This window comes from Brevundimonas sp. LjRoot202 (assembly GCF_964253355.1).
Taxonomy (GTDB): domain Bacteria; phylum Pseudomonadota; class Alphaproteobacteria; order Caulobacterales; family Caulobacteraceae; genus Brevundimonas.
This window is the reverse complement of the sequence record NZ_CAXUQW020000006.1, coordinates 133,520-157,307: the sequence shown is the minus strand read 5'-3', so window position 1 is coordinate 157,307 and position 23,788 is coordinate 133,520. Positions and strand designations below refer to the sequence as shown.

The 23,788-nt window shown below is 70.0% G+C and carries 26 protein-coding genes; 15 read left to right on the top strand and 11 right to left on the bottom strand.

From position 1 onward, the window contains the following. A partial coding sequence (locus ACSQ1L_RS11975) for a DUF2793 domain-containing protein (protein WP_435994973.1) occupies positions 1 to 1,188 on the bottom strand: 1,188 nt, incomplete at its 3' end. A 159-nt stretch (positions 1,189 to 1,347) separates the two neighbouring features. Next, complete coding sequence (locus tag ACSQ1L_RS11970; RefSeq protein WP_435994972.1) at positions 1,348 to 1,821, bottom strand: DUF4112 domain-containing protein; 474 nt, start codon at positions 1,819 to 1,821, stop codon at positions 1,348 to 1,350. Positions 1,822 to 1,856: 35 nt separating this feature from the next. Between ACSQ1L_RS11970 and ACSQ1L_RS11965 the strand changes: the two genes are divergently transcribed. Beyond that, a complete protein-coding gene (locus ACSQ1L_RS11965; RefSeq protein WP_435994971.1) occupies positions 1,857 to 2,840 on the top strand; it encodes an endonuclease/exonuclease/phosphatase family protein in 984 nt (327 codons plus the stop codon). On the opposite strand, the gene ACSQ1L_RS11960 is transcribed toward ACSQ1L_RS11965, so the two are convergent. From ACSQ1L_RS11960 to ACSQ1L_RS11935, 6 genes are all read right to left on the bottom strand, one after another. Further along, entirely contained in the window at positions 2,821 to 4,041 is a 1,221-nt protein-coding gene (locus ACSQ1L_RS11960) for a CCA tRNA nucleotidyltransferase (RefSeq protein ID WP_435994970.1), read from the bottom strand. The two genes, ACSQ1L_RS11965 and ACSQ1L_RS11960, sit on opposite strands and share 20 nt — an antisense overlap. After that, positions 4,038 to 4,700, bottom strand: coding sequence for a CoA pyrophosphatase (locus ACSQ1L_RS11955; RefSeq protein ID WP_435994969.1), 663 nt, complete (start codon positions 4,698 to 4,700; stop codon positions 4,038 to 4,040). Before ACSQ1L_RS11955 ends, ACSQ1L_RS11960 begins: the two co-directional genes overlap by 4 nt. Continuing rightward, on the bottom strand, positions 4,697 to 5,263 hold the full coding sequence (locus ACSQ1L_RS11950) for a DUF1285 domain-containing protein (RefSeq protein WP_435994968.1): 567 nt from the start codon (positions 5,261 to 5,263) through the stop codon (positions 4,697 to 4,699). Before ACSQ1L_RS11950 ends, ACSQ1L_RS11955 begins: the two co-directional genes overlap by 4 nt. Before the next feature lie 65 nt (positions 5,264 to 5,328). Beyond that, on the bottom strand, positions 5,329 to 5,811 hold the full coding sequence (locus tag ACSQ1L_RS11945) for a GNAT family N-acetyltransferase (protein WP_435994967.1): 483 nt from the start codon (positions 5,809 to 5,811) through the stop codon (positions 5,329 to 5,331). Positions 5,812 to 5,844: 33 nt separating this feature from the next. Continuing rightward, positions 5,845 to 6,618 carry an enoyl-CoA hydratase gene (locus ACSQ1L_RS11940; RefSeq protein WP_435994966.1) on the bottom strand — a complete coding sequence of 258 codons (774 nt, stop codon included), beginning with the start codon at positions 6,616 to 6,618 and terminating at the stop codon, positions 5,845 to 5,847. Beyond that, entirely contained in the window at positions 6,615 to 7,706 is a 1,092-nt protein-coding gene (locus tag ACSQ1L_RS11935; protein ID WP_435994965.1) for an MBL fold metallo-hydrolase, read from the bottom strand. The genes ACSQ1L_RS11940 and ACSQ1L_RS11935 overlap by 4 nt, the downstream gene beginning before the upstream one ends. 138 nt (positions 7,707 to 7,844) lie before the next feature. On the opposite strand from ACSQ1L_RS11935, the gene ACSQ1L_RS11930 reads away from it, so the two are divergent. The 6 genes from ACSQ1L_RS11930 (at position 7,845) to ACSQ1L_RS11905 (ending at position 13,306) form a co-directional block, all read left to right on the top strand. Next, complete coding sequence (locus tag ACSQ1L_RS11930; RefSeq protein ID WP_435994964.1) at positions 7,845 to 8,633, top strand: hypothetical protein; 789 nt, start codon at positions 7,845 to 7,847, stop codon at positions 8,631 to 8,633. A gap of 145 nt (positions 8,634 to 8,778) precedes the next feature. After that, on the top strand, positions 8,779 to 9,792 hold the full coding sequence (locus ACSQ1L_RS11925) for a hypothetical protein (RefSeq protein ID WP_435994963.1): 1,014 nt from the start codon (positions 8,779 to 8,781) through the stop codon (positions 9,790 to 9,792). A 126-nt stretch (positions 9,793 to 9,918) separates the two neighbouring features. Further along, positions 9,919 to 10,899: a hypothetical protein gene (locus ACSQ1L_RS11920; RefSeq protein WP_435994962.1), complete on the top strand. Its 981-nt coding sequence runs from the start codon at positions 9,919 to 9,921 to the stop codon at positions 10,897 to 10,899. Positions 10,900 to 11,006: 107 nt separating this feature from the next. After that, positions 11,007 to 11,804 carry an exodeoxyribonuclease III gene (locus tag ACSQ1L_RS11915; RefSeq protein WP_435994961.1) on the top strand — a complete coding sequence of 266 codons (798 nt, stop codon included), beginning with the start codon at positions 11,007 to 11,009 and terminating at the stop codon, positions 11,802 to 11,804. Positions 11,805 to 11,806: 2 nt separating this feature from the next. Next, positions 11,807 to 12,322 carry a hypothetical protein gene (locus ACSQ1L_RS11910; protein WP_435994960.1) on the top strand — a complete coding sequence of 172 codons (516 nt, stop codon included), beginning with the start codon at positions 11,807 to 11,809 and terminating at the stop codon, positions 12,320 to 12,322. Between the two features lie 78 nt (positions 12,323 to 12,400). Further along, positions 12,401 to 13,306, top strand: a complete 906-nt coding sequence (locus ACSQ1L_RS11905) for a cobalamin biosynthesis protein CbiG (protein WP_435994959.1) — start codon at positions 12,401 to 12,403, stop codon at positions 13,304 to 13,306. On the opposite strand, the gene recN is transcribed toward ACSQ1L_RS11905, so the two are convergent. Further along, positions 13,303 to 15,003 (bottom strand): DNA repair protein RecN, encoded by a 1,701-nt coding sequence (gene recN, locus ACSQ1L_RS11900; protein ID WP_435994958.1) that lies wholly within the window; start codon positions 15,001 to 15,003, stop codon positions 13,303 to 13,305. The two genes, ACSQ1L_RS11905 and recN, sit on opposite strands and share 4 nt — an antisense overlap. A gap of 90 nt (positions 15,004 to 15,093) precedes the next feature. Next, complete coding sequence (locus ACSQ1L_RS11895) at positions 15,094 to 15,951, bottom strand: outer membrane protein assembly factor BamD (protein WP_435994957.1); 858 nt, start codon at positions 15,949 to 15,951, stop codon at positions 15,094 to 15,096. Between the two features lie 207 nt (positions 15,952 to 16,158). Between ACSQ1L_RS11895 and ACSQ1L_RS11890 the strand changes: the two genes are divergently transcribed. From ACSQ1L_RS11890 to ychF, 7 genes are all read left to right on the top strand, one after another. Next, entirely contained in the window at positions 16,159 to 17,094 is a 936-nt protein-coding gene (locus tag ACSQ1L_RS11890) for a ribose-phosphate pyrophosphokinase (protein WP_435994956.1), read from the top strand. Positions 17,095 to 17,175: 81 nt separating this feature from the next. After that, positions 17,176 to 18,366: a hypothetical protein gene (locus ACSQ1L_RS11885; protein WP_435994955.1), complete on the top strand. Its 1,191-nt coding sequence runs from the start codon at positions 17,176 to 17,178 to the stop codon at positions 18,364 to 18,366. A gap of 130 nt (positions 18,367 to 18,496) precedes the next feature. Further along, entirely contained in the window at positions 18,497 to 19,582 is a 1,086-nt protein-coding gene (locus ACSQ1L_RS11880) for a hypothetical protein (protein ID WP_435994954.1), read from the top strand. Between the two features lie 146 nt (positions 19,583 to 19,728). Further along, positions 19,729 to 20,418: a 50S ribosomal protein L25/general stress protein Ctc gene (locus tag ACSQ1L_RS11875; RefSeq protein ID WP_435994953.1), complete on the top strand. Its 690-nt coding sequence runs from the start codon at positions 19,729 to 19,731 to the stop codon at positions 20,416 to 20,418. 76 nt (positions 20,419 to 20,494) lie between these two features. Then, entirely contained in the window at positions 20,495 to 21,115 is a 621-nt protein-coding gene (pth, locus tag ACSQ1L_RS11870; protein WP_435994952.1) for an aminoacyl-tRNA hydrolase, read from the top strand. A gap of 74 nt (positions 21,116 to 21,189) precedes the next feature. Next, positions 21,190 to 21,672, top strand: coding sequence for a copper chaperone PCu(A)C (locus ACSQ1L_RS11865; RefSeq protein WP_435994951.1), 483 nt, complete (start codon positions 21,190 to 21,192; stop codon positions 21,670 to 21,672). A 69-nt stretch (positions 21,673 to 21,741) separates the two neighbouring features. After that, complete coding sequence (gene ychF, locus ACSQ1L_RS11860) at positions 21,742 to 22,839, top strand: redox-regulated ATPase YchF (RefSeq protein ID WP_435994950.1); 1,098 nt, start codon at positions 21,742 to 21,744, stop codon at positions 22,837 to 22,839. On the opposite strand, the gene ACSQ1L_RS11855 is transcribed toward ychF, so the two are convergent. Continuing rightward, the gene (locus tag ACSQ1L_RS11855; protein ID WP_435994949.1) at positions 22,836 to 23,363 is read right to left on the bottom strand and encodes a hypothetical protein; all 528 of its coding nucleotides are present in this window, start codon (positions 23,361 to 23,363) and stop codon (positions 22,836 to 22,838) included. The two genes, ychF and ACSQ1L_RS11855, sit on opposite strands and share 4 nt — an antisense overlap. Before the next feature lie 93 nt (positions 23,364 to 23,456). Between ACSQ1L_RS11855 and ACSQ1L_RS11850 the strand changes: the two genes are divergently transcribed. Continuing rightward, positions 23,457 to 23,720, top strand: a complete 264-nt coding sequence (locus ACSQ1L_RS11850) for a hypothetical protein (RefSeq protein WP_435994948.1) — start codon at positions 23,457 to 23,459, stop codon at positions 23,718 to 23,720. Positions 23,721 to 23,788 lie beyond the last annotated feature (68 nt).

Here is a 23,788-nt window from a genome sequence, read left to right as displayed (position 1 = left end):
GGCCGTCCCGGAGCCGTCGAGGCCGCCGCCGGCCCCGCCGCCGCCGGAGGCGTCCGGCCGATCGAAGCTCTCGCCCGCGCCGCCGGCCGTCGTGACGCTGGAGGCGCCGCCTGCGTTGGAATTCGGCAGGCCCGCGCCTGCCGCTCCGGCTGCGCCGTCGAGGGCTCCGCCAAGACCGCCGCCGGCTCCGCCCGTCGCGGCCAGAAGCTCGATCGGGCCGAGCTGGACCGTCGATCCGGCCCCATCGTCTCCAGCGCCGGCCGCTCCGCCCGCGCCGCCGGATCCGACCACGACTGTGAGGCCGGCCGCCAGCAGCTGCGCCGGCCAGATCGCGCGGCTGACGCCGCCCGCGCCGCCGCCGCCGCCGCCGAAGCGGGATCCGGCGGGGCCGAACGCCCCTGCGCCGCCCCCGCCGCCGCCGCCGATCGCCACGACCTCCATGGTCCGGGCCCACGCCGGAACCGCATAGTCCGCGTCCGCCTCCAGCACGGTCACCGTCCGGCGGGTCGCGCCGAGGTCGAAGCTGACCTGGCCTGAGGCGCGATCGACCGACCAGGCGTCGCGCCAGACCGAGCCGTCGGCGCTGACCTTCAATCTCAGATCGTCATCGCCGACCAGGCCGAGCTCGGCCCGGCCGCCCCAGCCGCTCTGGAACAGCAGGGACAGGACGTCGGAGGGGCCTTCCTTGTTGAGGGTCAGGCGCAGGTCGCCGTCGCCGCCCGCGCCCGCCTCGAGCGCGGTCCACAGCGCCTTGTTGAGCCGGGCCGCGAACGGATTGCCCGCGTCCGCCGTCGTTCCGAAACCCAGCCGGGTCAGGTTCTGGAGCCCGTCCAGACGCGCGCCGAGCGAGACCCAGGCCCCGCCGTCGCGCACGATGACTTCGCCGGCGTCGGCGACCAGGACGACCAGTCCATCGGGGGCCTCGACGAGGCTCCAGCCGCCCGCCTCGGCGCGAATCAGCGAGCCTTCCGGCGTTCCCGCCCAGACGGCGCCGGTCGCGCCCGGAGGCAGGATGTACAAGGCTCCCTCGGGCGGTCCGGCGGGCTGGCTCGCAAGGGTCCGGCTGACGACCGCGGTCTGCACCAGCGCGTCCAGCCGGGTCAGGGCCTCGTTCAGCGTCACATGTTTTTGCATCTGGCCCGCCGCCAGATAGGGAAGGCCGAGGCGGGCGGTCTGGTCGTCACTCATCAGAAAGTCTCCGAAACTATGTCGGAGATCAGTCTGCGGCCGCGCGCTCCTGTGGCGGGTTCAGGACGCTGACCGAGGAGTCTAGTCGCGTCGGATCAAGGGCTTGTCTCAAAAAATTAGGATGGCTGGAGTCGAAAACGTAGCAGTCGATAACCGCGTTCAGTCGTGCAGATAGACGATGCGCTTGAGGCCGGGCTTGCGTCGCATCTCGTCGACATGCCGCTCGTGCTCGCCCGAGGCGCGGGCCTCGCGTTCGCTGGCCTCTACCCAGTGGGTGGTCTCGATGTCCTTCTGCAGGGCCTTGGCCGCCATCAGATGGCCGGGAAAGAAGAAGTCGACCACGTCGGGGACCAGGGGAACGACCTCCCCGACCGCGGTGGTGGCGCTGTCGAGACCCAGGTATCCAACCATCCGCGCGATCGTGGCGGGAGAGGCCTTCACCCGCACCGCCTGCATCAGCAGCCAGCCCGCCGCCCCCACGCTGTAGACCGTGCCCACCACCGGAACCCAGGTCAGCAGGCCATCCAGGCCGATACCGAAGGGGCCGATGCCCACGGTCCGGTCAGAGAGCTTCTTCACACCCTCGACATTGGTCCAGATTTTCTCGATATCGCCGATGGTCCGTCTGGCCATGCCACCCCTCCCAAAAAGCGAGACCGTAACGCGCCATGACGACCCCCGTTCAACCGGAAACGCAAGGCTGGCGCGCGCGCGCGCGGCGGTGGGTGTTCGCGGTCATCCCCCTCAGCCTTGTTGGTGCGCCGCTGGCGGTGGCGCTGGCGGGCCTGAGCGGCGTCGGGCGCCGCTGGATCGATATTCTGGCCCAGTTCACCGCGCCCGCCCTGGTCGCCACGGCCCTGTTGGCGAGCGGCTTCCTGATCCTCAGGCGGCGGCGCTGGGCGCTGGCGGCCAGCGTCGTGCTGGCCCTGCTGCTGGTGGCCGTCTGGCCGCAATGGTTCCCCCCCCGGGGAACCGCCGAGGCCGGGGCGCCGCCCGTGCGCCTGTATTCCGCCAACCTGTGGGCGCGGAACACCGACGTGGACGCCATCACCGCCTCCATCCGGGCCGCGGACCCGGACATCGTGGTGCTGATCGAACTGGGCGGCGTGGCGAACAAACTGGATGAGCTGCTGGCGACCTATCCCCACTGGGTCGCTACAGGGCGTATGGACCGCCCGACCGGACCGGTCCGCTCCGTGATCGCATCGCGTTATCCCCTCGTCGCCATCCGTGACCGCCCCGACGGCCTGCACGTCGTCGGTGCGACGGTGCGCTCGCCGCTCGGTCCGCTGAACGTCATGGGCGTTCACCTGACCCGGCCATGGCCGTTCCAGGAGCAGTGGGGCCAGATCGAACAGGCCACGGCTCTGGCCGCAATCCGCGAAGACCTGACCGGCCCGGTGCTCGTCGTCGGCGATTTCAACAGCGTCTCCAGCGCTCGGATCGGACGTCAGGTGCAGCGCGACACCGGGCTGATACCGGCTCCCGGCTTCCCCGGCACCTGGCCCAGCGCCCTGCCTTCGGCGGCTGCCGTAACCATCGACCAGGTCTACCGCTCGCCGGACCTCGCCGTGATCAGCCGCAAGCTCGGCCGCCCGAACGGGTCCGACCATCGCCCGGTGGTGACTGAAATCACCCGCGCGGCGGACTGACCAGGGCGGTCAGCCTCTTGGCGTGGCCGTGGGTGGGGAAGTCGTCGGCGACCCAGCCCTCCTCGAAAGCCTTGAGCAACCGGCCAGTCTCGGGGCCGGGCTCGACACCGAGGCGAGCCAGGTCACGGCCGCCGACCGGCAAGCGGGGCGGCGTCCACGCCTCGGCCAGGGCCAGCAGACGGCGGGCGTCGCCGGACCGTTCCGGCGTCTCGGCCCAGCGCCGACGGACCGCGTCGGAAACGGCTTGCCCGCCGTGGCGGTACAGCACCGCGCGGGCCTCGCGATCGCTCATCGACAGGCTGACGGCCGGCGTCGCCGAGGCCGCGAAGGCCAACCGGTCGCGCGTGGTGTTGGGGAAACGCAGCCGGGTGGCGGCTCCCGCCACCACCGCTTCATCGGGCGGGAGCAGCGTCATCAGCCGGACCACGGGATCGGCCCCCTGCCCGACCGCGGCGTCGAACAGGGGCGTCAGACGCCCTTCTGGAAGAATCTGCGCCAGAACGCCGGCCTCGGCCATGGCGGCCATGGCGGCCCGGGGATCCGGGGCGGACAGCAGCTTCATCAGCTCGCCGGAGACCCGCTCGGCCGACAGGCGGGTCATGCCTGTGGCCAAGGCGCGGCAGGCAGCGAGCGCGGCCGCATCCGGCTCGCCCTGCCCGTACCAGGCGTGGAAGCGGAAGAAGCGCAGGATGCGCAGGAAGTCCTCGCGGATGCGGGTTTCCGGATCGCCGACGAAGATGATCCGCCCGGCCCGCGCGTCGCCTACCCCTTCGCCGGTGGGGTCGAACACCTGCCCCTCAGGGTCGGCGTAGAGGGCGTTGAGGCGGAAGTCGCGCCGGGCGGCGTCCTCGGCCCAGTCGTCGGTGAAGGCCACGGTGGCCCTTCGCCCGTCGGTGGAGACGTCGCGGCGCAGGGTGGTGATCTCGAAGGGGCGGCGCTCGGCCACCCCGGTGACGGTGCCGTGCGCCATGCCGGTGGGCACGGCCTTCAATCCGGCCGCCCGGATGGCCCGCGCGGTTTCGTCGGGGCGCAGGGTGGTGGCGATGTCGATGTCGGCGACCGGCTCGCCGATGAGGGCGTTGCGCACGCAACCGCCGACGAAGCGGGCGCAGCCGGGACCGCCGACGGCCTCGAGCGCGGCCATGACGGCGCGGGTCGAGGACGCGGTCAGCCAGGGCTGATCGGTCAGGCGGGTGGTCATGCGGCGTCCTCGTCCACCGCCGCGGCGGGTTCGGCCTCGTCGCCGTACAGCCGGGTCCGCAGGGCGCGGACGATGGAGGCCGTGGCGCCCCAGATGTAGCGCTCCTGCCATGGCATGGCCCAGAACCAGCGGCGCGGCCCGCTCTCCGGATCGTAGAAGTCGCGGCGGTGGTTGGCCGGGTCCATCAGGAAGTCCCACGGCGCCTCGAACACCTCGGCGACCTCGTCGGGCGACGGGACCACCACCGGCGGCTCGGCCAGCCAGCCGACCACCGGCGTGACCACGAAGCCGGTCACCGTCTCATAGGCGTCGCCGAGGCCCAGCACCTCGACCCCCTCGGGCTCCAGACCCACCTCCTCCCACGCCTCGCGCAGGGCGGCGCGCTCGGCGGTCTCGCCGGGGTCGAGACGACCGCCCGGGAAGGCGATCTGTCCGGTGTGGCTGGCGAGGTTGTCGGAACGGCGGGTCAGCAGCACGGTCGCGCCCTCGGGCCGGGCGATGACGGGCACCAGCACCGCGGCCGGGCGCAAGGTGCGGCCCGGGCGCGCGGCGCCGGGATTAAGGTCGTAGTCGGACTGCTCCGGCGGCCCGCCCGGCGTCCACGCGGCCGCAGGAGCCAGCCGTTCCATCAGCCGTTCGCGCAGCGAGATCAGGCTCATGCGACCCCCGCGCCGACCGGGCCGAGCGGGAAGGCGAACCCGCCAGAGCGGACCGTCAGCCGGCCGGCCTCGACCGTGGCCCGCTCGACCAGTTCGTAGAAGACGGGCCGGGCGATGCGGGCCCACAGGTCGGCGCGGACGTGCAGGGCGGGCGACGGTTCGCCGGTGGTCGGGTCGGTCTCGACCTGAATCGGATGCTCCGGCCCGGCCTCGACGACGTCGCCGACATCGGTAGTGAAGCGCAGTATTCCATCGGCTTCGGTCACCGCGACGGCGCGGAACGGCAGGTCCTCGACCCGGATCGCCAGCTTTTCGACCGGGGTGACCAGGCGGTAGCCGTCGGGATCCTTGCGCAGCACGGTCGAGAACAGCCGCACCAGTTCAGGCCGGCCGATGGGCGAGTTCTCGTGCAGCCAGGTCCCGTCCCGGCGGATGACGATATCGATGTCGCCGCAGTGTGGCGGATTCCACAGGTGGACCGGCGGCAGGCCGCGGCCGGGCGCCTGGGTCGCGGCCTCCGCGAGGGCGGCCAGTCCGGTCTTGCTGTCCGTGGATTGAGCCATGACCCAGACTTAGGGGTTGGGACGACTCTGGCAATGCTTTCCGTACCGGCGGCGTCCGGGAACCGTCAGGACCGGGCCGTCACCGCCCCGACCGGCTGTCCGTCGCCCCGCCACAGAAGCCGGCGCGGATCGACCGGCCCCGGCAGGCGGACCTCAGGCGCGGCCGTGAAGCCGAAGCGGCCGAAATAGGGGGCGTCGCCGACCAGCAGCACGCCCAGACCCGCCTCGGCGGCGTGGCCCAGGCAGGCCTGCACCAGTTCGGCGCCCAGTCCCGCCTTGCGGTTGTCGGCGGCCACGGCGATGGGACCGAGGAACAGGGCGGGCCTGCCGTCGATGGCGATCGACCACAGCCGCACGGACCCGAGCAGCCGCTCGCCGTCACGCGCCACGAAGCCGGCTACGACGACGGCGCGCTCACGCAGGCGTTCGGCGGTCTTGGCGAACCGGCCCGGACCGAAGGCGGCCAGCACCAGAGCCTCGACGGCGGCAACGTCGGCGGGAGTCTCCGCGTCGATGCGCAGGGCGGGTGTTGTGGGGGCGTGGAGCATGGCGCGCGCAGCTAAGGGCCGCACGCCGGCGAATCAACCGGATTTCGAGAAATCGGGCGCCCGCTTCTGGCTGAAGGCCATGAAGGCCTCCATCGCCTCGGGGCTCGACATCTGGCTGCCGAAGGCCTCGCCCTCGCGCTGCATCAGCGCCCACAGGGTCTCGGCGTCGCGCATCAGCCGCTTGGTCTTGCGGATCGAGTTGGGCGCGCGGGCCGCCAGCTTCGTCGCCAGGCCGGCCGCCACCCCCTCGACCTGATCCGCGGGAACCGCGCGGTTGGCGAGCCCCCAGGCGACCGCGGTGCGTCCGTCGATCGGTTCGCCGAGAGCGAACATCTCGAAGGCGCGCTGGTGTCCCAGCACGGCCGGCAACAGCATCGACGACGCCGCCTCCGGGGCCAGGGCGAGATTGATGAACGGCACGGACAGCAGGGCGTCCTCGGCCACCACGACCATGTCGCAGTGAAGCAACAGGGTGAGGCCGATACCGACGGCCCGACCGCGCACCGCCGCCACCGCCGGCTTGTCGAGATCGGCCAGCGCCTTGAGGAAGCGGAACACCGACATATCCAGCGGCTGCTGACCCTGCGAACCGAGGGCGATGAAGTCGGCGATATCGTTGCCGGCCGAGAAGCTGTCGCCCTCGCTGCGGAACAGCAGCACGCGCACCGCCTCGTCGGTCCGCGCTCGCTCGGCCGCGTCGGACAGGGCCGCGTACATCGCCTGGGTGATGGCGTTCTTCTTCTCCGGCCGCGCCAGCGTGACGGTCAGCACGCCGTCCGCCAGTTCGGCCCTGATATGGTCGCTCACGCCGTCTCTCCCCGTTCGGTCATCGTCCACCAGTCCACGCCGTCCGCGTCGCGGATGCGCCGGACCCGCCCCCGATGCAGCAGATAGTTCAGGTGCGCCAGGCTCTCGCCCGTCGCCATGCCGTAGACGCCGGCGCCGACGGGCCGGGCGAACAGGGCGCCGAAGACGTCCACGGCGCGCCTTGGCTGCCGCAGCGCCTTCTCGAGCCGCCTCAGCGACACCTCATGCCCGCGTATGAGGGCGTCCAGCCGCGCCTGCACGCCATGGAACGGCTCGCCGTGCGACGGCAGCACGAGAACCTCGTCCGGAAATACCGTCTTCATCCGCTCCAGCGAGTCGAGCCAGTCGCCGAGCGGATCGGCGTCCGGCTCGGTGGGCCAAACGGAGACGTTGGACGAGATTCTCGGCAGTATCTGGTCGCCGCCCAGCACCACACCGTCGTCCTCGCGCCACAGGCAGGCATGCTCGGGGCTGTGCCCCTCGCCCACCACCACGCGCCAATCCCGGTCGCCGATCGATAGCCGGTCGCCGTCGCGCATCCGCACATAGCCCGACGGCATGGGCGAGACCGCCCGGCCGAACTGGCCGTAGTCGCGACGCCAGCTCTCGATCTGCGCCTCGTCCCATCCGGCGGCGTGGTAGTATACGGCGGCCCCCTCGGGGGCGGGCAGACCCGTATCGGCCAGAAGCATCCGGGCGGTGACATACTCGACCCGCGTCATGACCAGCGGCGCGGTCAGCCGCTCGCACAACCAGCCGGCCAAGCCGATGTGGTCGGGGTGCATATGCGTGCAGATGACCCGCGTCACCGGCCGGCCGGCCAGCGGTCCGGCCAGCAGCGCGTCCCAGCGTTCGCGCGAATCCGGAATATTCAGGCCTGTATCGACCAGGGCCCAGCCCTCGCCGTCCTCGACCGCGTAGACGTTGATGTGGTTCAGGGCGATGGGCATCGACAGCCGCATCCACAGCACGCCGGGCGCAACCTCTATCGCCTCGCCGAAACCGGGTGGGACCGGATGCGGATAGGTCAGGCCGCGCGCGCCAGGCGCGCGTGCGTCGTTCTCCGCTGGAGCCACGCCGTCGGCCAAGTCCGTCTCCAATTGAAACTCAACCGGTAGATACGCTGAACCCGCCGCCGTCGTCCAGTCCTGCCGCGGGTTCCGGCTTGACCGTGTCGCGGCAAGGGCGAAGGGTGGCGGTCGGAAAAATCATCCCGGAGTGGTTTCATGCTCAACGGAAAGATGTTCGCTTTACTGATCGTCGCCTGCAGCCTTGTCATCGCCGTGGAGCCGGCGTCCGCACAGAAGGGAGTGCCATCCGGAGACGGCGTGGGGTCCGGCGAGTGGGCTCCGAACGTTCCGCCCGGGAGTGTGACGGATCCCCCCAATGGCATCGCCATCACGCGCGACAATATGAGCGGCTCGCGCCTGAACCGTCAGAGAAACGAAGAACGCCGCCAGGCGGAACGACGTCGCCGGGCCGAACGCGGGGAAGCGGTGGCGCCGAGCGTCGCGACGCAGGCGCAGATTCTCGCCGCGGCCCAGGCCGTCGCCACATCGGCCGGGCTGGACTGCCGCGTGACCGAAGCCTCGCACCCCGGCGTCGATCCCCACGAAGCCCCGATCTATGAAACCGCCTGCGCCGATGGGCCGGGTTACCTTCTGATCGCCTCGACCCCGACGCAGTCTTTCAACTGCTTTGAACTGGCCGGCGCGGCCACGGTGGCGCGCATGGAGGATCCCGCCGCCAACGTCGGGCACCAGTGCGAACTGCCCGCCAACCAGAACGGTCTGGCCGTGATCGGCGGGTGGGCCCGTCAATCCGGGGTGATCTGCCAGATCGACCAGGCGGTGGCCATCGGCAGGAGCGTGGACGGCAATCTCATCTATGAGGTCGGCTGCTCCGACGCCGACGGCTATTGGCTCGAGAAGGCGGGCGACGGCTGGAGGCTGCAGAGCTGCGAAACGATCGCCCTGGCGGGGGAATCCTGTCTCTTCGCCGCGCGTCGCGCATAGCGAGCGACGTCAGGTCCTGCGAGGAGCCCCGGTCCACCGGGGACCTTCCCGGCGCCGGGTGGTTACGCTTGACCACCCGGCGCCGGACCGCCAAGGGAGACGGAAGGTCAGTTATTTCCGGAGTCTCACGGTGTTCAAACGACAGATGCTCGTCGCGCTGGGCGGGGCCTGTGCGCTCGTCCTCGCTTCCGCAGCCGGCGCGGCGGCCCAGACGCAGACAGCACCCCCCTTTGAGGGCGCTCCGGCCAGCCCTCCGGGATCTCTTACCGATGCCAATCCTACGACCGTCACGCGCGACAATAGCAGCGGTTCACGGCTGAACCGGCGAACAGCCGAGGAGCGCCGGGCGGAACGCCTCCGCCGTCGGCCCGGGCAGGAGGAGGAGAAGCCGCCTGCGGCGCCCACGCCGGAAGAAAACAAGCTCGCCGCCCAGGCGCTTCTGAGCGCCGCCGGCGTCAGCTGCCAGGTCACCGAGGCGACGCTTCTGGGCGTCACCGCCGAGCAGCATTCGACCTATGAAGCCGTCTGCGCCGGAGCGCCCGGCTTCCTGGCGGTCGGCTCCACGCCGCCGCAGACCTTCAACTGTCTGGAACTGGCCGGTCAGGCCGAGACCAGCCGCTTGCGCGATCCGGCCGCCGATGTCGGCCAGCAGTGCACCCTGCCGATCAACCTGGACCCCGTGCCGGTCCTGTCGACCTACGCCCGCGCCGCAGGCATCCCCTGCACGGTCGACCGGGGCTCCGCGATCGGCAAGAGCACCGCCGGAAACATCATCTACGAAATCGGCTGCGCGGACAGCGACGGCTATTGGCTTGAGCAAACGGCCGACGGCTGGTCCCCGACCCCGTGCTGGGATCTGGCGATTCAGCAGGAGACCTGCCGCTATTCCACGGCGGCAGAGACCAAGGGGGCCTGGAGCACCGTTCTGGCCGGAACGGACGCCGCGGCTTGTGACGTTCAGCAGGCCCGCCGGGTCGGCCGCGACGCCCAAGGTCTCACGGTCTATGAGGTCAAGTGCGGGGCCGGTGACGGTTATTTCGCCCGCGTCGGAACCACCTTCACCGCGCAGCGGGTCCATCCCTGCGCCGAGGCGGCGACCATCGCCGGCGGCTGCACTCTGACGGCCGCCGCTCCGGCGACCGCGCCCGCCGAAAACTAGAACGGTCCCGGAGACCGACGACGACGCCCCGGAGTTCGCTCCGGGGCGTTTTCGTTTGCGCCAGGCGATTTGGCCTTCAGGCCGGCTGCGCGTATCAGTCGGTCGCAACCGCAGCCAGGATCTCAAATGACCCTTCTCAGACTTGCCGCCGTCACGGCGGCGGCGCTCATCGCGTCCATGCCGGCTGTCGATCGGGCGCACGCGCAAGCGCAGGGCGGGCGGACAGAGATGGGGGACCTGCGGACGGCGGGCGCGCAGCAACAGGCGAGGGACCGGCAATCGGTGCTCAACCGGGAACAGGCCATGGACGCGCTCGAGGGCGACCGCCGGCGCACGGACCGCCGCGGTCGTCAGCCTTCGCCCGAACAGATCGCCCGATCGGCCCAGGCCGCCGCCACGGCGGCCGGCCTCTCCTGCCAGGTGGGCGAGTCCGCCCTGCTTGGCACGACGAACGACAACAATGAGCTCTATGAAGTCGCCTGCTTGGACGGCGCCGGCTACATCCTGACGACCGCTACGCCGCCGCAAACCTTCGACTGCCTGATGCTCGCCGCCCAGGCTGAACAGATGCGGGCCCAGGGCAGCGAGGCGCCGGCCAACTCCGTCTGCGCCCTGCCGGTCAACCAGAACGGCGCCGTGGTTGTCGCCAGCTTCGCCCGCGAAGCCGGCGTGCCGTGCCAGGTGGACGCCGGCAAGGCGCTCGGCGCGACCCCGGAGGGCAATCTCGTCTATGAGGTCGGATGCGCCGGCGCCGACGGGTATCACATCGAGAAGACGGCCCAGGGATGGAGCAAGACCGACTGCCTGCAGATCATTGGGATGAGCCTGACCTGTCAGTTCACCACGCCGGAGGAACAAGTGGCCGGGTTCCATCCGCTCCTCGTCGGCACGGCGATCGACGATTGCGACGCCCGACGGATCCAGCTTCTGGCCCAGAACGACACCGGCCGTTTCATCGAGGTCAAATGCGCCTCGGGCGACGGCTACGTCGCCCAGGTGAAGGACAACGCGGTCACCCAGATCTATCCCTGCGACAGGGCCCAACGCATCGGCAGCGGATGCACCCTCACCCGGATCGCCGCCCCCGAGGCCGCCGCCGAACAGTAGAATCCCGTCTCCATATGCAATCGGAACGCCCCGGGGTCCGCTCCGGGGCGTTTCGTTTGGGCGATCAGCGCTTCACAGACCTACCCGACGCGCCGTAATCATCGGTTATGCGCATCGCCACCTGGAACGTGAACTCGGTCAACGCCCGCCTGCCGACCGTGCTGGCCTGGCTGGAAGCGGCCCTGCCGGACGTGGCCTGCCTGCAGGAAATCAAATGCGTCGACGAGAAATTCCCGCGCGAGGCCTTTGAGAGCCTTGGCTACAACGTCGAGACCCACGGGCAGAAGAGCTACAACGGCGTCGCCCTCCTCTCGAAATACCCGCTCTCCGACATCCGCCGCGGCCTGCCGGGGGTGGACGCATCCGGCTATGAGGCCGACGCGGAACAGTCCCGCTACATCGAGGCGGTCGTCGAAGCGCCGCGGCCGGTGCGGGTGGGCTGCATCTACCTGCCCAACGGCAATCCGGTCGGCACGGACAAGTTCGCGTACAAGTTGGCTTGGTACGAACGGCTGCACGCCCATGCGCGTGATCTTCTGGCGCTCGAGGAGCCGTTCAGCCTGTGCGGCGACTACAACGTCATTCCGACGCCGGCGGATGCGAAGAACCCGGCCGCCTGGATCGGCGACGCCCTGTTCCAGCCCCAGAGCCAGGCCGCCTTCCGGGCGCTGCAGCATCTGGGCCTTTCCGACGCGGGCGAGCTGGGCAAACAGCCGCCGGGAACCTTCACCTTCTGGGACTACCAGGCGGGCGCCTGGCAGCGCGACCACGGCATCCGCATCGACTTCCACCTGCTGTCGCCGCAGGCGGCCGACCGCTTCCAGTCGATCGAGACCCATCGCGACGCCCGCGACATGGACAAGCCCTCCGACCACGTGCCGGTCGTGATCGACCTGGAAGACTGACCATGGCCGAGGTGCTCCGGGTCATACTGCTGGTGGCCCTGGCGGCGGCCGCCCTGACCACCGGAGCCCTGGTTCTCGCCTGGTGGATGGAGCCCGTGCGCCGCATGCGCCGGGCCCTGCTCAAATCGCTGGGGGCGACGCCCGAGGCCGAGGCCCTGTCCCCCGCCGAAGGCCGCGCGGCCGGTCTGGATTTCGACGGGGCCCAGGTGGCGGTGCTGTGGAAGCGGGGGGCCGCCGGGCTGGTCTACGCCTTTGAGGAGATCGACGGCGGGGAGATCATCGTCGATGGCCATGTCGTCGCCCGCGTCCGTCGCGGCGAGACCCGCAAGTCGCTGGACGTGCTGGCGCCCGACGCCGAGCAGGTGGTGCTGCGGCTGATGTTCGGAGACGCCCGCCATCCCGAGTTCGAACTGGCCCTGTGGGACGCCACCCTGCCCGTACAGACGAGTTCGCCGGCCGAGGCCCTGCGGCTGGGGCGCCGCTGGCTGTCGCACCTCGAGGCGCTGCTGAAGGGCTGAGCGTTCGCCCTTCCTCCCCCGCCGCCGGAACGCTAGAAGCCCCCATCCCTTGTCACCGAATAACCCGGAGCGCCCGCCGTGGCCCGTCTGTTCGACGCCTACATCATCGCCGACTGGACCGCCGCCGAGGGCAAGAAGCTGGGCGATCAGTCGGTGTGGATCGGCGTAGCCAAGCGGGACGTCCGGTTCCGCCTGTATACCGAGACGCACAACGTCGCCACGCGGGCCGAGGGCGAAAAGCTGCTCGCTTCGCTGCTGGCGGAGCATCGCAAGCGCGGCGACCGGGTTCTGGTCGGCTTCGACTTCAACTTCGGCTATCCGGCCGGCACGGCGGAACGGCTCAAGCTGAGCGGCGCGCCGTGGCAGGCGATGTGGAAATTCATCGCCTCGAACATCGTCGACAAGCCGGACAACACCAACAACCGCTATCAGGTGGCGGCCAAGATCAACCGGCTGATGACCGACCAGGCCTGGCCGATGTGGGGCGCGCCGGCCAAGCAGGCGCAGCGCTGGCTGACCACGACCAAGCCCCCCGCCGGCGCCGGCGGGGACATCCCCGAGTTCCGGGCCACCGAGACGGCCGTTCGCAAGGGCAAGCTCCAGCCCAAGAGCGTCTGGCAGATGCACGGGGCCGGGGCTGTCGGCGGCCAGACGCTGGTCGGCATTCCGGCGGTGCGCCGCCTGCTGGAGAACCTCGGTCCCTCGGGCGCCGTGTGGCCGTTCGGAACCGGTTGGCGAGCCCTGGACGCCGCCGACGTGGAGCCGCTGTCGGCGTTGGTGGTCGAGGTCTGGCCGTCCATGTTCGAAGGCAAGCCCAACCCGGGGGAGTTCAAGGACCAGGCCCAAGTCTGCGCCACCGCCGAGGCTTTGGCCAGGATGGACGAGGCGGGCGACCTGTCGAAGGCCTTCGCCCCGCCCAAGGGCGCGGACGAGGCGCTGATCGCCCGGGTCGAGCGGGAAGAAGGCTGGATTCTCGGGGTCTAGCCGATCAGGGCCCGGGCCGCGGCGCGGGCTTCGTCGGTAATCGTGGCGCCCGACAGCATACGGGCGATCTCCTCGCGGCGCGCACCGTCGTCGAGGGCGTCGACCGTGGTCCTGGTCAACCCGGCGTGGTCGGCCTTGCGGACCTTCCAATGGGTATCGGCGCGGGACGCGACCTGCGGGCTGTGGGTCACCACCAGGACCTGAGCGCCCCGGGAGAGGCGCTGCAGCCGGGCGCCCACGGCCGAGGCCACCGCCCCGCCAACGCCCTGGTCGACCTCGTCGAAGATCATCACAGGCTGGCGCTGGTCCTCGCGCCCGGCGAGCGCCGCCTTCATGGCCAGGGCGAAACGGGCCAGTTCGCCCCCCGAGGCGATGGCGTCCAGCGGTCCGAAGGCGGTGCCGGCGTTGGTGGCGATCTCAAACCGCACCGTCTCGACGCCCGACGGTCCGCGTCGGCCATCCGCCACGGGCTCGAAGGCGACCCGGAAGCGGGCGCGGTCCAGCTTCAGCGGCCCGAGTTCGCCCATCACCGCCAAAGTCAGGCGCTCGGCCGCCGCCTCCCGCGCCGAGGTCAGCAGCATGGCGGCCACGTCATAGGCCTCGCGGGCGGCCGAGGCGGCGCGCTCCGCGGCGGTGATGGCCTCGGCGCCGTCCTCGATCAGCCTGAGCTGCTCGCGGAAGCGCACACGCAGGGCCGGCAGCAGTTCGACCGAGGCATTCAGCTTGCGGGCGGCGGCGCGCAGGGCGAACAGACGCTCCTCGGCCTTGTCGAGACGGCCCGGCTCGAAGTCGAAGGCGTCGGCGGCGGCGTCGACGCAGGCGATGGCCTCCTCGGCCTCCACCAGTGTGCGGTCGATGGCCTCAGCGGCGGCCGACAGTTTCAGCAGCAGCGGATGCTCGGGATCCGTACCCGCCTGCCCCGCCCGCTGGCGCGCGTGCTCGACGGCCCTCAAGGCGGCGGCGAGGTTGCGCGACAGCTTGTCCCCGCCCAGCGAGGTCCGGGCGTCGGCGAGGTCGGCGATGGCCTTTTCCGCCGCGCCCAGCAGGGCTCGCTCGCCGGCCAGCTCGGTTTCCTCGTCGGCGCGCGGGTCGAGCGCATCGAGATCGGCGAGGTTCTGTTCCAGTTCCTCCCGGTGGGCGGCGGCGTCGGCGGCGGCGGCTTTCAGATCGGCCACCGCCCGCTCGGCCGCCTTGAGCCGGTCGGCGGCGGCGGCGACGCCCGCCAGCTGCGGCTGGAGGCCGCCGTAGTTGTCGAGCAGGGCCCGGTGGGTCTTCCAGTCCAGCAGGCCGACGGTCTCATGCTGGCCGTGCACCTCGACCAGCGCCTGGCCGATCTCGCGCAGGGCGGCGACGCCGGCGGGCTGGTCGTTGACAAAGGCGCGGCCGCGGCCGTCGGCGGTGAGCGTCCGGCGCAGGATCAGCTCCTCGCCCGGGGCGACCTCGAAGCCGCGTGCGGCGATCATCTCCATCAGGGCCGGGTCGTCGGGCGCGGTGAACACGGCTGTGGCGGTGGCCTGCTTCGCCCCGGAACGCACCAGACCAGCGTCCGCCCGCGCGCCGAGGGCCAGACCGAGGGCGTCGAGAATGATCGACTTGCCCGCTCCGGTCTCGCCGGTCAGCACGGTCAGGCCGCCCTCGACCTCGAGATCGAGCGCGTCCACCAGCACGATGTCGCGGATCGAGAGGGCGGTCAGCATGGGGGCGCGGTCGTCCGGGTTTGATTCGCCATCGCCGTCAGTCTAGCGGTCATCGTCCTTCATGACCGCCCCTTGCGACAGAAGCGGACGTCAGCCCGGGATGATGCGCCGCAGCCAGCTCTCGCGCTGGCCTTCGGGGGCGACGTCAGGGCGTTGCCCTTCCTCGGTCAGCAGGGCATAGGCCTCGGCGTACCAGGGGCTGCCCGGGTAGTTGAAACCCAGAACGGCGCCGTTGCGCGTCGCCTCTTCCTTCAGGCCGAGCTGCAGGTTGACCTCGACCAGCCGGTACAGCGCCTCGGGGGCGTGCGAGGTGCGCTGGTAGGATTCGTTGTCGATAACGGTCTTGTAGCGGTTGATCGCCGCCAGCGGCTGACCGGCGCGCTGGTAGTAGCGGCCGATCGCCATTTCCTTGCCGGCCAACTGGTCGTTGACCATGTCGATCTTGACCGTGGCGTCGATAGCGTAGGGCGTGCCGGGATAGCGCCGCTGCACGTCCTTCAGGCCGTCCAAGGCCGCCTGGGCGTAGCCCTGGTCGCGGCCCACGTCGGTGATCTGCTCGAAGTTGGCCAAGGCCTTCATGTAGAAGGCGTAGGGCGCGCTCGGATTGCCCGGGAACAGCTGGATGAACCGGTCCGACGCCGCGATGGCCTCGGCGTAGTCGTTGCTCTGATAGTGGGCGTAGATCTGCATCAGGATCGCGCGGCGCGACCATTCCGAATACGGATGCTGGCGCTCGACCTCCTGGAAATAGTCGATCGCGTCGCCCCAGCGCCGGCTTTCCAGGCGCTGGTAGCCGGTGTTGTAGAGCGCCTCCACCGGGCGCTCCTCATAAGCGAGGCGCGGGCGGTCGCCGCGGCCGGCGCAGGCCGAAATCGTCAGGGCTGACACGGCCACGGCCGAAAGGATCAGGCCGGTGCGGAACTTGGAAGCAGGCAAGGACGACCTCAACATAACGGGCCGGCGGGCATCGACCCGTCGGCGCCCCCGGAAACGAGACGCGATCTCTACACCAGCCGACAACCCCGCGCCAATGCGGGAAGAAGTTGCCCTAAAAGACTCGCCGCGCCTTGTGGCTGGGCCGTCCCCTGATATGTAGCGCGCCAGCGCAACGGCGGCATTGTGAGCCGGGCGATGACGGCGAAAGGATGACCGGACATGAAGCTGCTTTCTGGCAACTCCAACCGGACGCTCTCACAAGCGATCGCGCATCACCTCGACATGCCGCTGACCAAGGCCGACGTGAAGCGATTCGCCGATAACGAGGTCTTCGCCGTCATCGAGGAGAACGTTCGGGGCGAGGACGTCTTCATCCTCCAGTCGACCAGCTATCCGGCCAACGACAACCTGATGGAGCTGCTGATCATCACCGACGCCCTGGTGCGGGCCTCGGCGAAGCGGATCACCGCGGTGATGCCTTATTTCGGCTATGCCCGGCAGGATCGGAAGACCGGCGGCCGCACCCCGATCTCGGCCAAGCTGGTGGCCAATCTGATCACCCGCGCCGGAGCCGACCGGGTCCTGACGATGGATCTGCACGCCGGCCAGATCCAGGGCTTCTTCGACATTCCGACCGACAATCTCGTGGCCACGCCGGTGCTGGCGCAGGACATCAAGGAGCACTACCCGCGCGGCGACGACCTGATGATCGTCTCACCCGACGTCGGCGGCGTGGTTCGGGCCCGCTCGCTGGCCAAGCGGCTGGACGCCGACCTGGCCATTGTCGACAAGCGCCGGCCCAAGGCGGGCGAGAGCGAGGTCATGAACATCATCGGCGACGTCGAAGGCCGTCGCTGCATCCTGTTCGATGACATCGTCGATTCCGGTGGCACCCTTGTGAACGCCGCCCAGGCCCTGATGGAGAAGGGGGCGACCGAGGTCTCGGCCTATATCAGCCACGGCGTCCTGTCCGGCCCGGCCGTGCAGCGCGTGACCGACGGGCCGCTGAAGGAACTGGTCATCACCGACTCCATCGAGGCGCCGCACGAAGTTTTGACCTGCAAGAAAATCCGCCGCGTCTCCGTCGCTCCGCTGATCGGAGAGGCCATCCGGCGCATCGCCAACGAGGAATCCGTTTCCAAGCTGTTCGACTAAACTCCGGAACCGTATCAGCGCTCGCCCCATTTGCGCCCTCAGGTTAGGCGTTGCTGGACGCCGGTCATCCGAGGAGTCCTGATGCGTCCGCACCGCGGTCTTTCCGTAATCGCCCTCGCAGCCGCAGCCCTGCTGGCCAGCTGCGCCTCCGACAACGCTGCGGTTGAAGCGCAGGCCGAAGCGGCTCGCGTGGCGGCCGAAATCGCCGCCCGCACGCCGCCGCCGATCAGGCTCAATGAGAGCGTCGCCCAGGCGGCGGCGGTCTACATGGCCTTCAGCCGCGACATGGCCGCCCTCGAAGGCGGTTTCACCGATCCGGCGCAGATCCAGGCGGCGCTGCGCCGCGGTTCGGCCTATGACCCCGGCCAGATCTCACGTGGGCTGGTGGCCTACGCATCGATTCTGGCCCTGCAGTCGCCCGAGTTCGTCTCCGGCGTCCGGTCCCTCGGCCACGACACGGCCACCCGTGAGAAGCTCGTCGCCGACATCGTCGCCGATCCACGCTACGCCTCGACCCTGCCCGGCGCCGAGGCGGCGGCGGGCCTGGTCATGTCGACGCTTGCCGCCGACATCAACGCGTTGGGCCGGGCCGCCAACTCGATCGAGAACGACGCCTACGCCATCCAGGCCCGCTACGACCCCCGCCGCTTCTGGGGCGTCGCCGAGGTGACGGACCGCGAAGGCCGGCTCGAAGCCGCCAAGGCCCGCTCCGCCCAGATGATGCTGCCGTCGGCCGAGGAAGCCTCGCGGCTGTTCGCGGCGGCCCACAGCGGCGGCGGCGCGCTGCCGGTCAGCGGCGATCCGCGCAAGCCGCCCTACCCCCCCTCGGTGGTGAACGCCCTCGCGCTAGCGGCGCTCGCGGCGCTCGGCTATGCGGGCGAGAACGCTCGCGCCAACACCGACGCCCTGCAATTCGATCGGGTCAGCCACGGCTGCCTCACCATGTCGAAACTCAATCTGTTCCAGTGCCTGGCGGCCTCGCGACCCAACTACGAGGACATGTTCTGCCTCGGCCGCCATATCGTGCGCGACCTGGCCACCTGTTCCCGCGGCGCGGCCATGCCCGCGCCGATCGTGACCGTGTCGGACGTCACTTCGGTCGAGCCGGTCGCTCCGGCGGCCGAGCCCATCATCATCACGCCCGTCCCCGTCCCCGCCGCTCCCGCGCCGATCACGATCACGCCAACTCCGCCCCCGGCCGCCCCGCCGTCGCGGGAGCCGTCGTTGACTGAGAGGCTGAATACCCAGCCTGCGCGCCCGCCCGAGGAATAGGACGCCCTGTCGGCGCCGGCGCCAGCCAAGCTGGCATTAACGCTCGGAGAACCGAATTGGCCGCGTTATAAGGTCTTCGAGGTTCTCCGGCGTTGACCATGGCGCCGCGCGTTCAGGTGGGGGTTTTAGTATGCTTGAGGCTCGTTTTCGCCGCGGCCTGTCGCTGGCCGCTATCGCCGCGATGGCGGTTCTCGCGGCTTGCGCCACGCCTGAACCCGAGCCCGAGCCCGCGCCGCCTCCCCCGCCGCCCCCGGTCACCATGAACGAGGGCGTGGCCCAGGCCGCGTCCATCTATGTGGCCTTCATGCATGAGGCGGCCACGATCGAGGCCGGCTTCCCGACCGCAGAGTCGATCCAGGCGGCCATCCGCAAGGGGGCCTCATACGAGCCGGCCCAGTTGTCGCGCGGCCTGATCGCCTACGGTTCGATCCTGGCGCTGCAGTCACCGGAGTTCGTTCAAGGCGTCCGGACCTATGCCGTCGATCCGACCATCCGTCAGGAGATGGTCGCGCGCATCATCGCGGACCCGGCCTACGCCGCCACCCTTCCGGGCGCCGACGCCGCAGCGGGCCTGATCATCGACGCCATCGGCCGCGACTCGGCGACCATGCTGGTGATCGCCGACGCCGTGGAGGAGGACGCCTACACCATCCAGGGGCGCTCCGACCCGCGTCGCCGCTGGGCCACCGTCCACATCGCCGATCGCGACACCCGGCTGCAGGGCGCCAAGGCGCTTTCGGCCGTCCAGATGTTGCCGTCGGCCGAGGAATCGGCGCGGCTGTTCACGGCCGCCAACAGCGGCTCCGGGCTCGCCGTCACCCCGGCCAGCTCGGGCCCGCCCTATACGCCGGCGGTGGTGCGCTCGCTGGCCCTGGCCGCGCTGGCCGCCCTCGGGGCAGGCGGCGAGGACGCCCGGGCCAACACCGAGGCCCTGACCGTCGAGCAGAACAGCGAGTTCTGCTTCAATATGTCCAAGCTGATGCTGTTCCAGTGCCTAGCCGCCTCGCGTCCCAGCTATGAGGACATCTTCTGCATCGGCCGCCACATCGCCCGCGACCTGGCGACCTGCACCGCGCAGAACATCAGGCCCACGCCCATCGTCGTGCCTCCGACCGAAGTCGCCGGCTCCGCGCCGGTCGCCGTCCAGACCCCGGTGGCGGCCGACGCCGCGGCCGCCTCGACCTCGGCGACGACGTCCCTGAACAGCGAAGGCTGAGCCGCGGGGCGCGATCCCGCGCCCAGACGGTTGCGTCCCCCGGCGTCTCCGTGTAATAGCCCGCCCTCTTGAATTCGAGGGTTCGAGGACCCCGTCGCGCGGGCGATTACGTCAGCGCGGCGTTTCTGTTTGTTGAGGCGAGCCAGATGGCCGAGATCATTCTGAACGTCGATGTCCGTGATGGCGTCGGCACCGGCGGCGCCCGCGCCGCGCGCCGTGCGGGCATGGTCCCGGGCGTGCTGTACGGCGGCGACAAGGCCCCGGTGGCGATCTCGGTGAACGAGCGCGACTTCCGCAAGTCGCTCTACACCGGCAAGCTGCTGGGTCACCTGGTGACCCTGAAGTACGGCGACGAGACCCAGCCGGTCATCGCCCGTGACGTCCAGTTCGACCCGGTGTCGGACCGTCCGCTGCACTTCGACCTGATGCGCGTCGACGAGAAGCAGACCATCAAGATCGACATCCCGGTCCACTTCATCAACCAGGACCAGTGCGAGGCCTTCCGTCAGGGCGGTTCGCTGGAAGTCGTGCGTCACTCGGTCGAAGTGAAGGTCCGCGCCGACCACATCCCGGAAGACCTGATCGTCGACCTGGCCGGCCACAAGCTGGGCGACACCATCCGCTGGACCGACCTGAAGGGCACGAAGGACGTCGAGCCGACCATCACCGACCGTGACTTCGTGATCGCCTCCATCAAGACCTCCTCGGCCGCTATCTCGGCCGCCGCTGACGAAGCGCATGACGCCGAAGTCGCCGCCGAAGCCGCGGAAGTCGAAGCGACCGAACAGGTCGCGACCGACGAGGCCGCAGCCACGGAAGACACCGCCGAGGGCTGATCCTCTCGCGACAACCTGCTACTGGAGCGGCCCCATCCGGAAACGGACGGGGCCGTTTCCTTTTCCGGAACCCGCCATGATCATCATCGCCGGCCTGGGCAATCCGGGACCGAAATACCAGGGCAACCGCCACAACATCGGCTTCATGGCCGCGGACGAGATCGCGCGGCGCTGGTCGTTCGGTCCCGAGCGCGCCAAGTTCCAGTCGGTAATCCGCGAGGGCGAGGTCGAGACCGCCTCAGGCCGCGAGCGCGTCCTGCTGATGAAGCCGCAGACCTATATGAACGAGAGCGGCCGGGCTGTGGCCGAGGCGGCGCGCTTCTACAAGGTCCAGCCGTCGGAGGTCATCGTCTTCCACGATGAGATCGACCTCGCCCCCGGTCGTTTCCGCATGAAGAAGGGCGGCGGCGCGGCCGGCCAGAACGGCGTGCGCTCGCTGATCAGCCAGTTGAGCCCCGACTTCCGCCGCGCGCGCATGGGCGTCGGCCATCCCGGGGAGCCCCAATTGGTGCACGGCTATGTCCTCAGCGACTTCCACAAGGCCGATCAGCCGTGGCTGGAAGCGATGCTGACCGCCGTCGCGGACGCCCTGCCCTTCGCGCTGGCCGGCGACGATGACCGCTACCAGGCGGAGGTCATGCGCCTGGCCCCCGCGCCCAAATTCAGCCCCCGGCAAGTCGCCCGCGGCGAAAGCTGAGCGCGACAGACCGCCGTCTTGTCCCTGCACCCCGCGGGCGATAGACCGCCGCAACCCCATAGAAGGCTCTCCAGATGGCTCGCGCCCTGTTCCCCGTCGTCCTGATCGCCTTCGCCGGCAGCCTGGCCGCCTGCACCGCCGGGGAAAAGACCGCGGCCGGAGCCGCCGAGGCGGTTCAGGTCTCGGGCGCCCTGTGCCGTCCGACCCCGGCCGGCCGCCAGACCACCGGCTGCTATCTGACCCTGACCGCGGGCGCCGACGACCGGCTCATGAGCGTGACCAGTCCCGTCGCGGGCCGCGCCCAAGTCCATGAGAGCCGGATGGAAAGCAACATGATGATGATGCACCAGTTGAGGGACGGCCTGCCCCTCCCCGCCGGCCAGGCGGTCGAGCTGAAGCCGGGCGGCAACCACATCATGCTGCTGGCCGTCGCCGAGCCCCTGAAGACGGGCGACACCGTCGCCCTGACCCTCACCTTCGCCTCGGCCCCGCCGGTCGAGGTCACGGCGGCTGTCGGCCAGCCTGCGCTCACCGACTCCGGCCACGCATCGCACTGACGGCGCGAGCCTGACAAACCGGCCGCGACCCGTTAAAGGCTCGCGCTCACCAAGGAAAACCCAGCCCCCATGGCTCTGAAAGTCGCGATCGTCGGCCTGCCCAACGTCGGCAAGTCCACCCTCTTCAACGCCCTCACGAAGACGGCGGCGGCCCAGGCGGCCAACTATCCCTTCTGCACCATCGAGCCGAACACGGGCGACGTGGCCGTGCCCGAGCCGCGGCTGGAGCAGTTGGCGGCCATCGCCGGCTCGAAGGAAATCATCCCTTCGCGCATCACCTTCGTCGACATCGCCGGGCTGGTGCGCGGCGCGTCCAAGGGCGAGGGCCTGGGCAACCAGTTCCTGGCCAATATCCGCGACTGCGACGCCGTCGCCTTCGTCGCCCGCTGCTTCGTCGACGACGACATCACCCACGTAGAAAACCGCATCGACCCGATCTCGGACCTCGAGATCATCGAGACCGAACTGATGTTGGCCGACCTTGAAAGTCTCGAGAAGCGGGTCGTCAACGTGGAGAAGAAGGCCAAGGGCGGCGACAAGGAGGCCCAGCAGACCCTGCGGCTCATCAACATGGCCCTGACGCCGTTGCGCGCCGGCAAGCCCGCCCGTGTGGTCCAGGTCGACAAGGAGGACGAGAAGGCGTGGCATATGCTGCAACTGCTGACCTCCCTGCCCGCCCTCTACGTCGCCAACGTCGACGAGGCCTCGGCCGACAAGGGCAACGACCTGTCGGACCTGGTGGCGAAGCGCGCTGCCGCCGATAACGCCAAGGCGGTGGTGATCTCGGCCAAGATCGATTCCGAACTGGCGGTGCTGGATTCAGAGGAGCAGGCCGAGTTCCTGGAGAGCATGGGGTTGGAGGAGCCGGGCCTGAACCGGCTGATCCGCGAGGCCTACGCCCTGCTGGGTCTGCAGACCTATTTCACGGTCGGGCCCAAGGAAGCGCGCGCCTGGACCATTCCGATCGGAGCGACCGCGCCGCAAGCCGCAGGCGTGATCCACACCGACTTCGAGAAGGGCTTCATCCGCGCCGAGACCATCGCCTTCGCCGACTTCGTGGCGCTCAAGGGCGAGCAGGGCGCGAAGGAGGCCGGAAAGATGCGGGCCGAGGGCAAGGGCTATGTCGTCAAGGACGGCGACGTGATGCACTTCCTCTTCAACGGCTAGGGCTCGGCGGCCGGCGTATCTTCCAGCGTCGTGCACTTGGTCAGGGTGACAACGGCGTTGTCGCGGTTGAGCCAGGTCAGCCGCATGGTCTGCTCGGAGACCGCCATCCGCACCCGCTCGTTGGAGACCGTCCCTTCGGCGGTGCAGGTCAACAAGGCCTCGTAGCCGTTGACGATCTGGTCGACCGCGCCGATGGCGCAGCTGTTCTCGTAACCCTCGAAGCGCGTGGTGGTGATCTCGATCGGCTGTTGGGGGCCGGTGGTGTTGGGACACCAGGCGACGTCGGCGGCCCAGCGGCCGACGAAGCTGCGCGGACCCGTGCCGGGCAGGATCGTGCCCGCTCCCGGCGGGGGCGCCGCCGGCGGCGGGGCGGCCGCCTCGGGCGTGTCGATCGGTTCGGCCGGGTCGGTCGGCGGATTGGGTTCGCCGGGACCGCAGGCGGCGACGGCGAGGACTGCGAGCAGGCTGAGGCAGGTCCGGGTCATGCCCGCATGAACGCGGACCGGGGCGGTCGGCTCCGTCATATTCGCCTCGATCACGAATTCGCGGTCACGCTTGCATCCCTCGTCAGTATTTGCGACCGGTTCGTCTGTGTCGAGAACAAGGGGGTGTCCCGAATGACTCAGAACACCAATCCGTGGGCAACGCAGATCGATCCGCTGGCGCAGGACATCGCCGCCGTGCTCAAGCGGATGGGCGGATCCGCTCACCAGAAGGACGTGGTCCAGTGCGTCGCGGCGATGAAGCGACAGCGCGGCGAGACCGTCGCGCAGGATCTCGCCAACCGGATCGTCGAGGTGTTCGAGAAGTATCGCGACCTGTTCTTCAAGCCCTTCGGCGAGGGCTCGATGCGGTGGGCGCTGCAGCCCGGCGTGGCCTGAACCACGACACCTTCCGACTGACGAAAAGGCGCGCACCCGCGGGGGTGCGCGCCTTCGTTGCGTCTGGA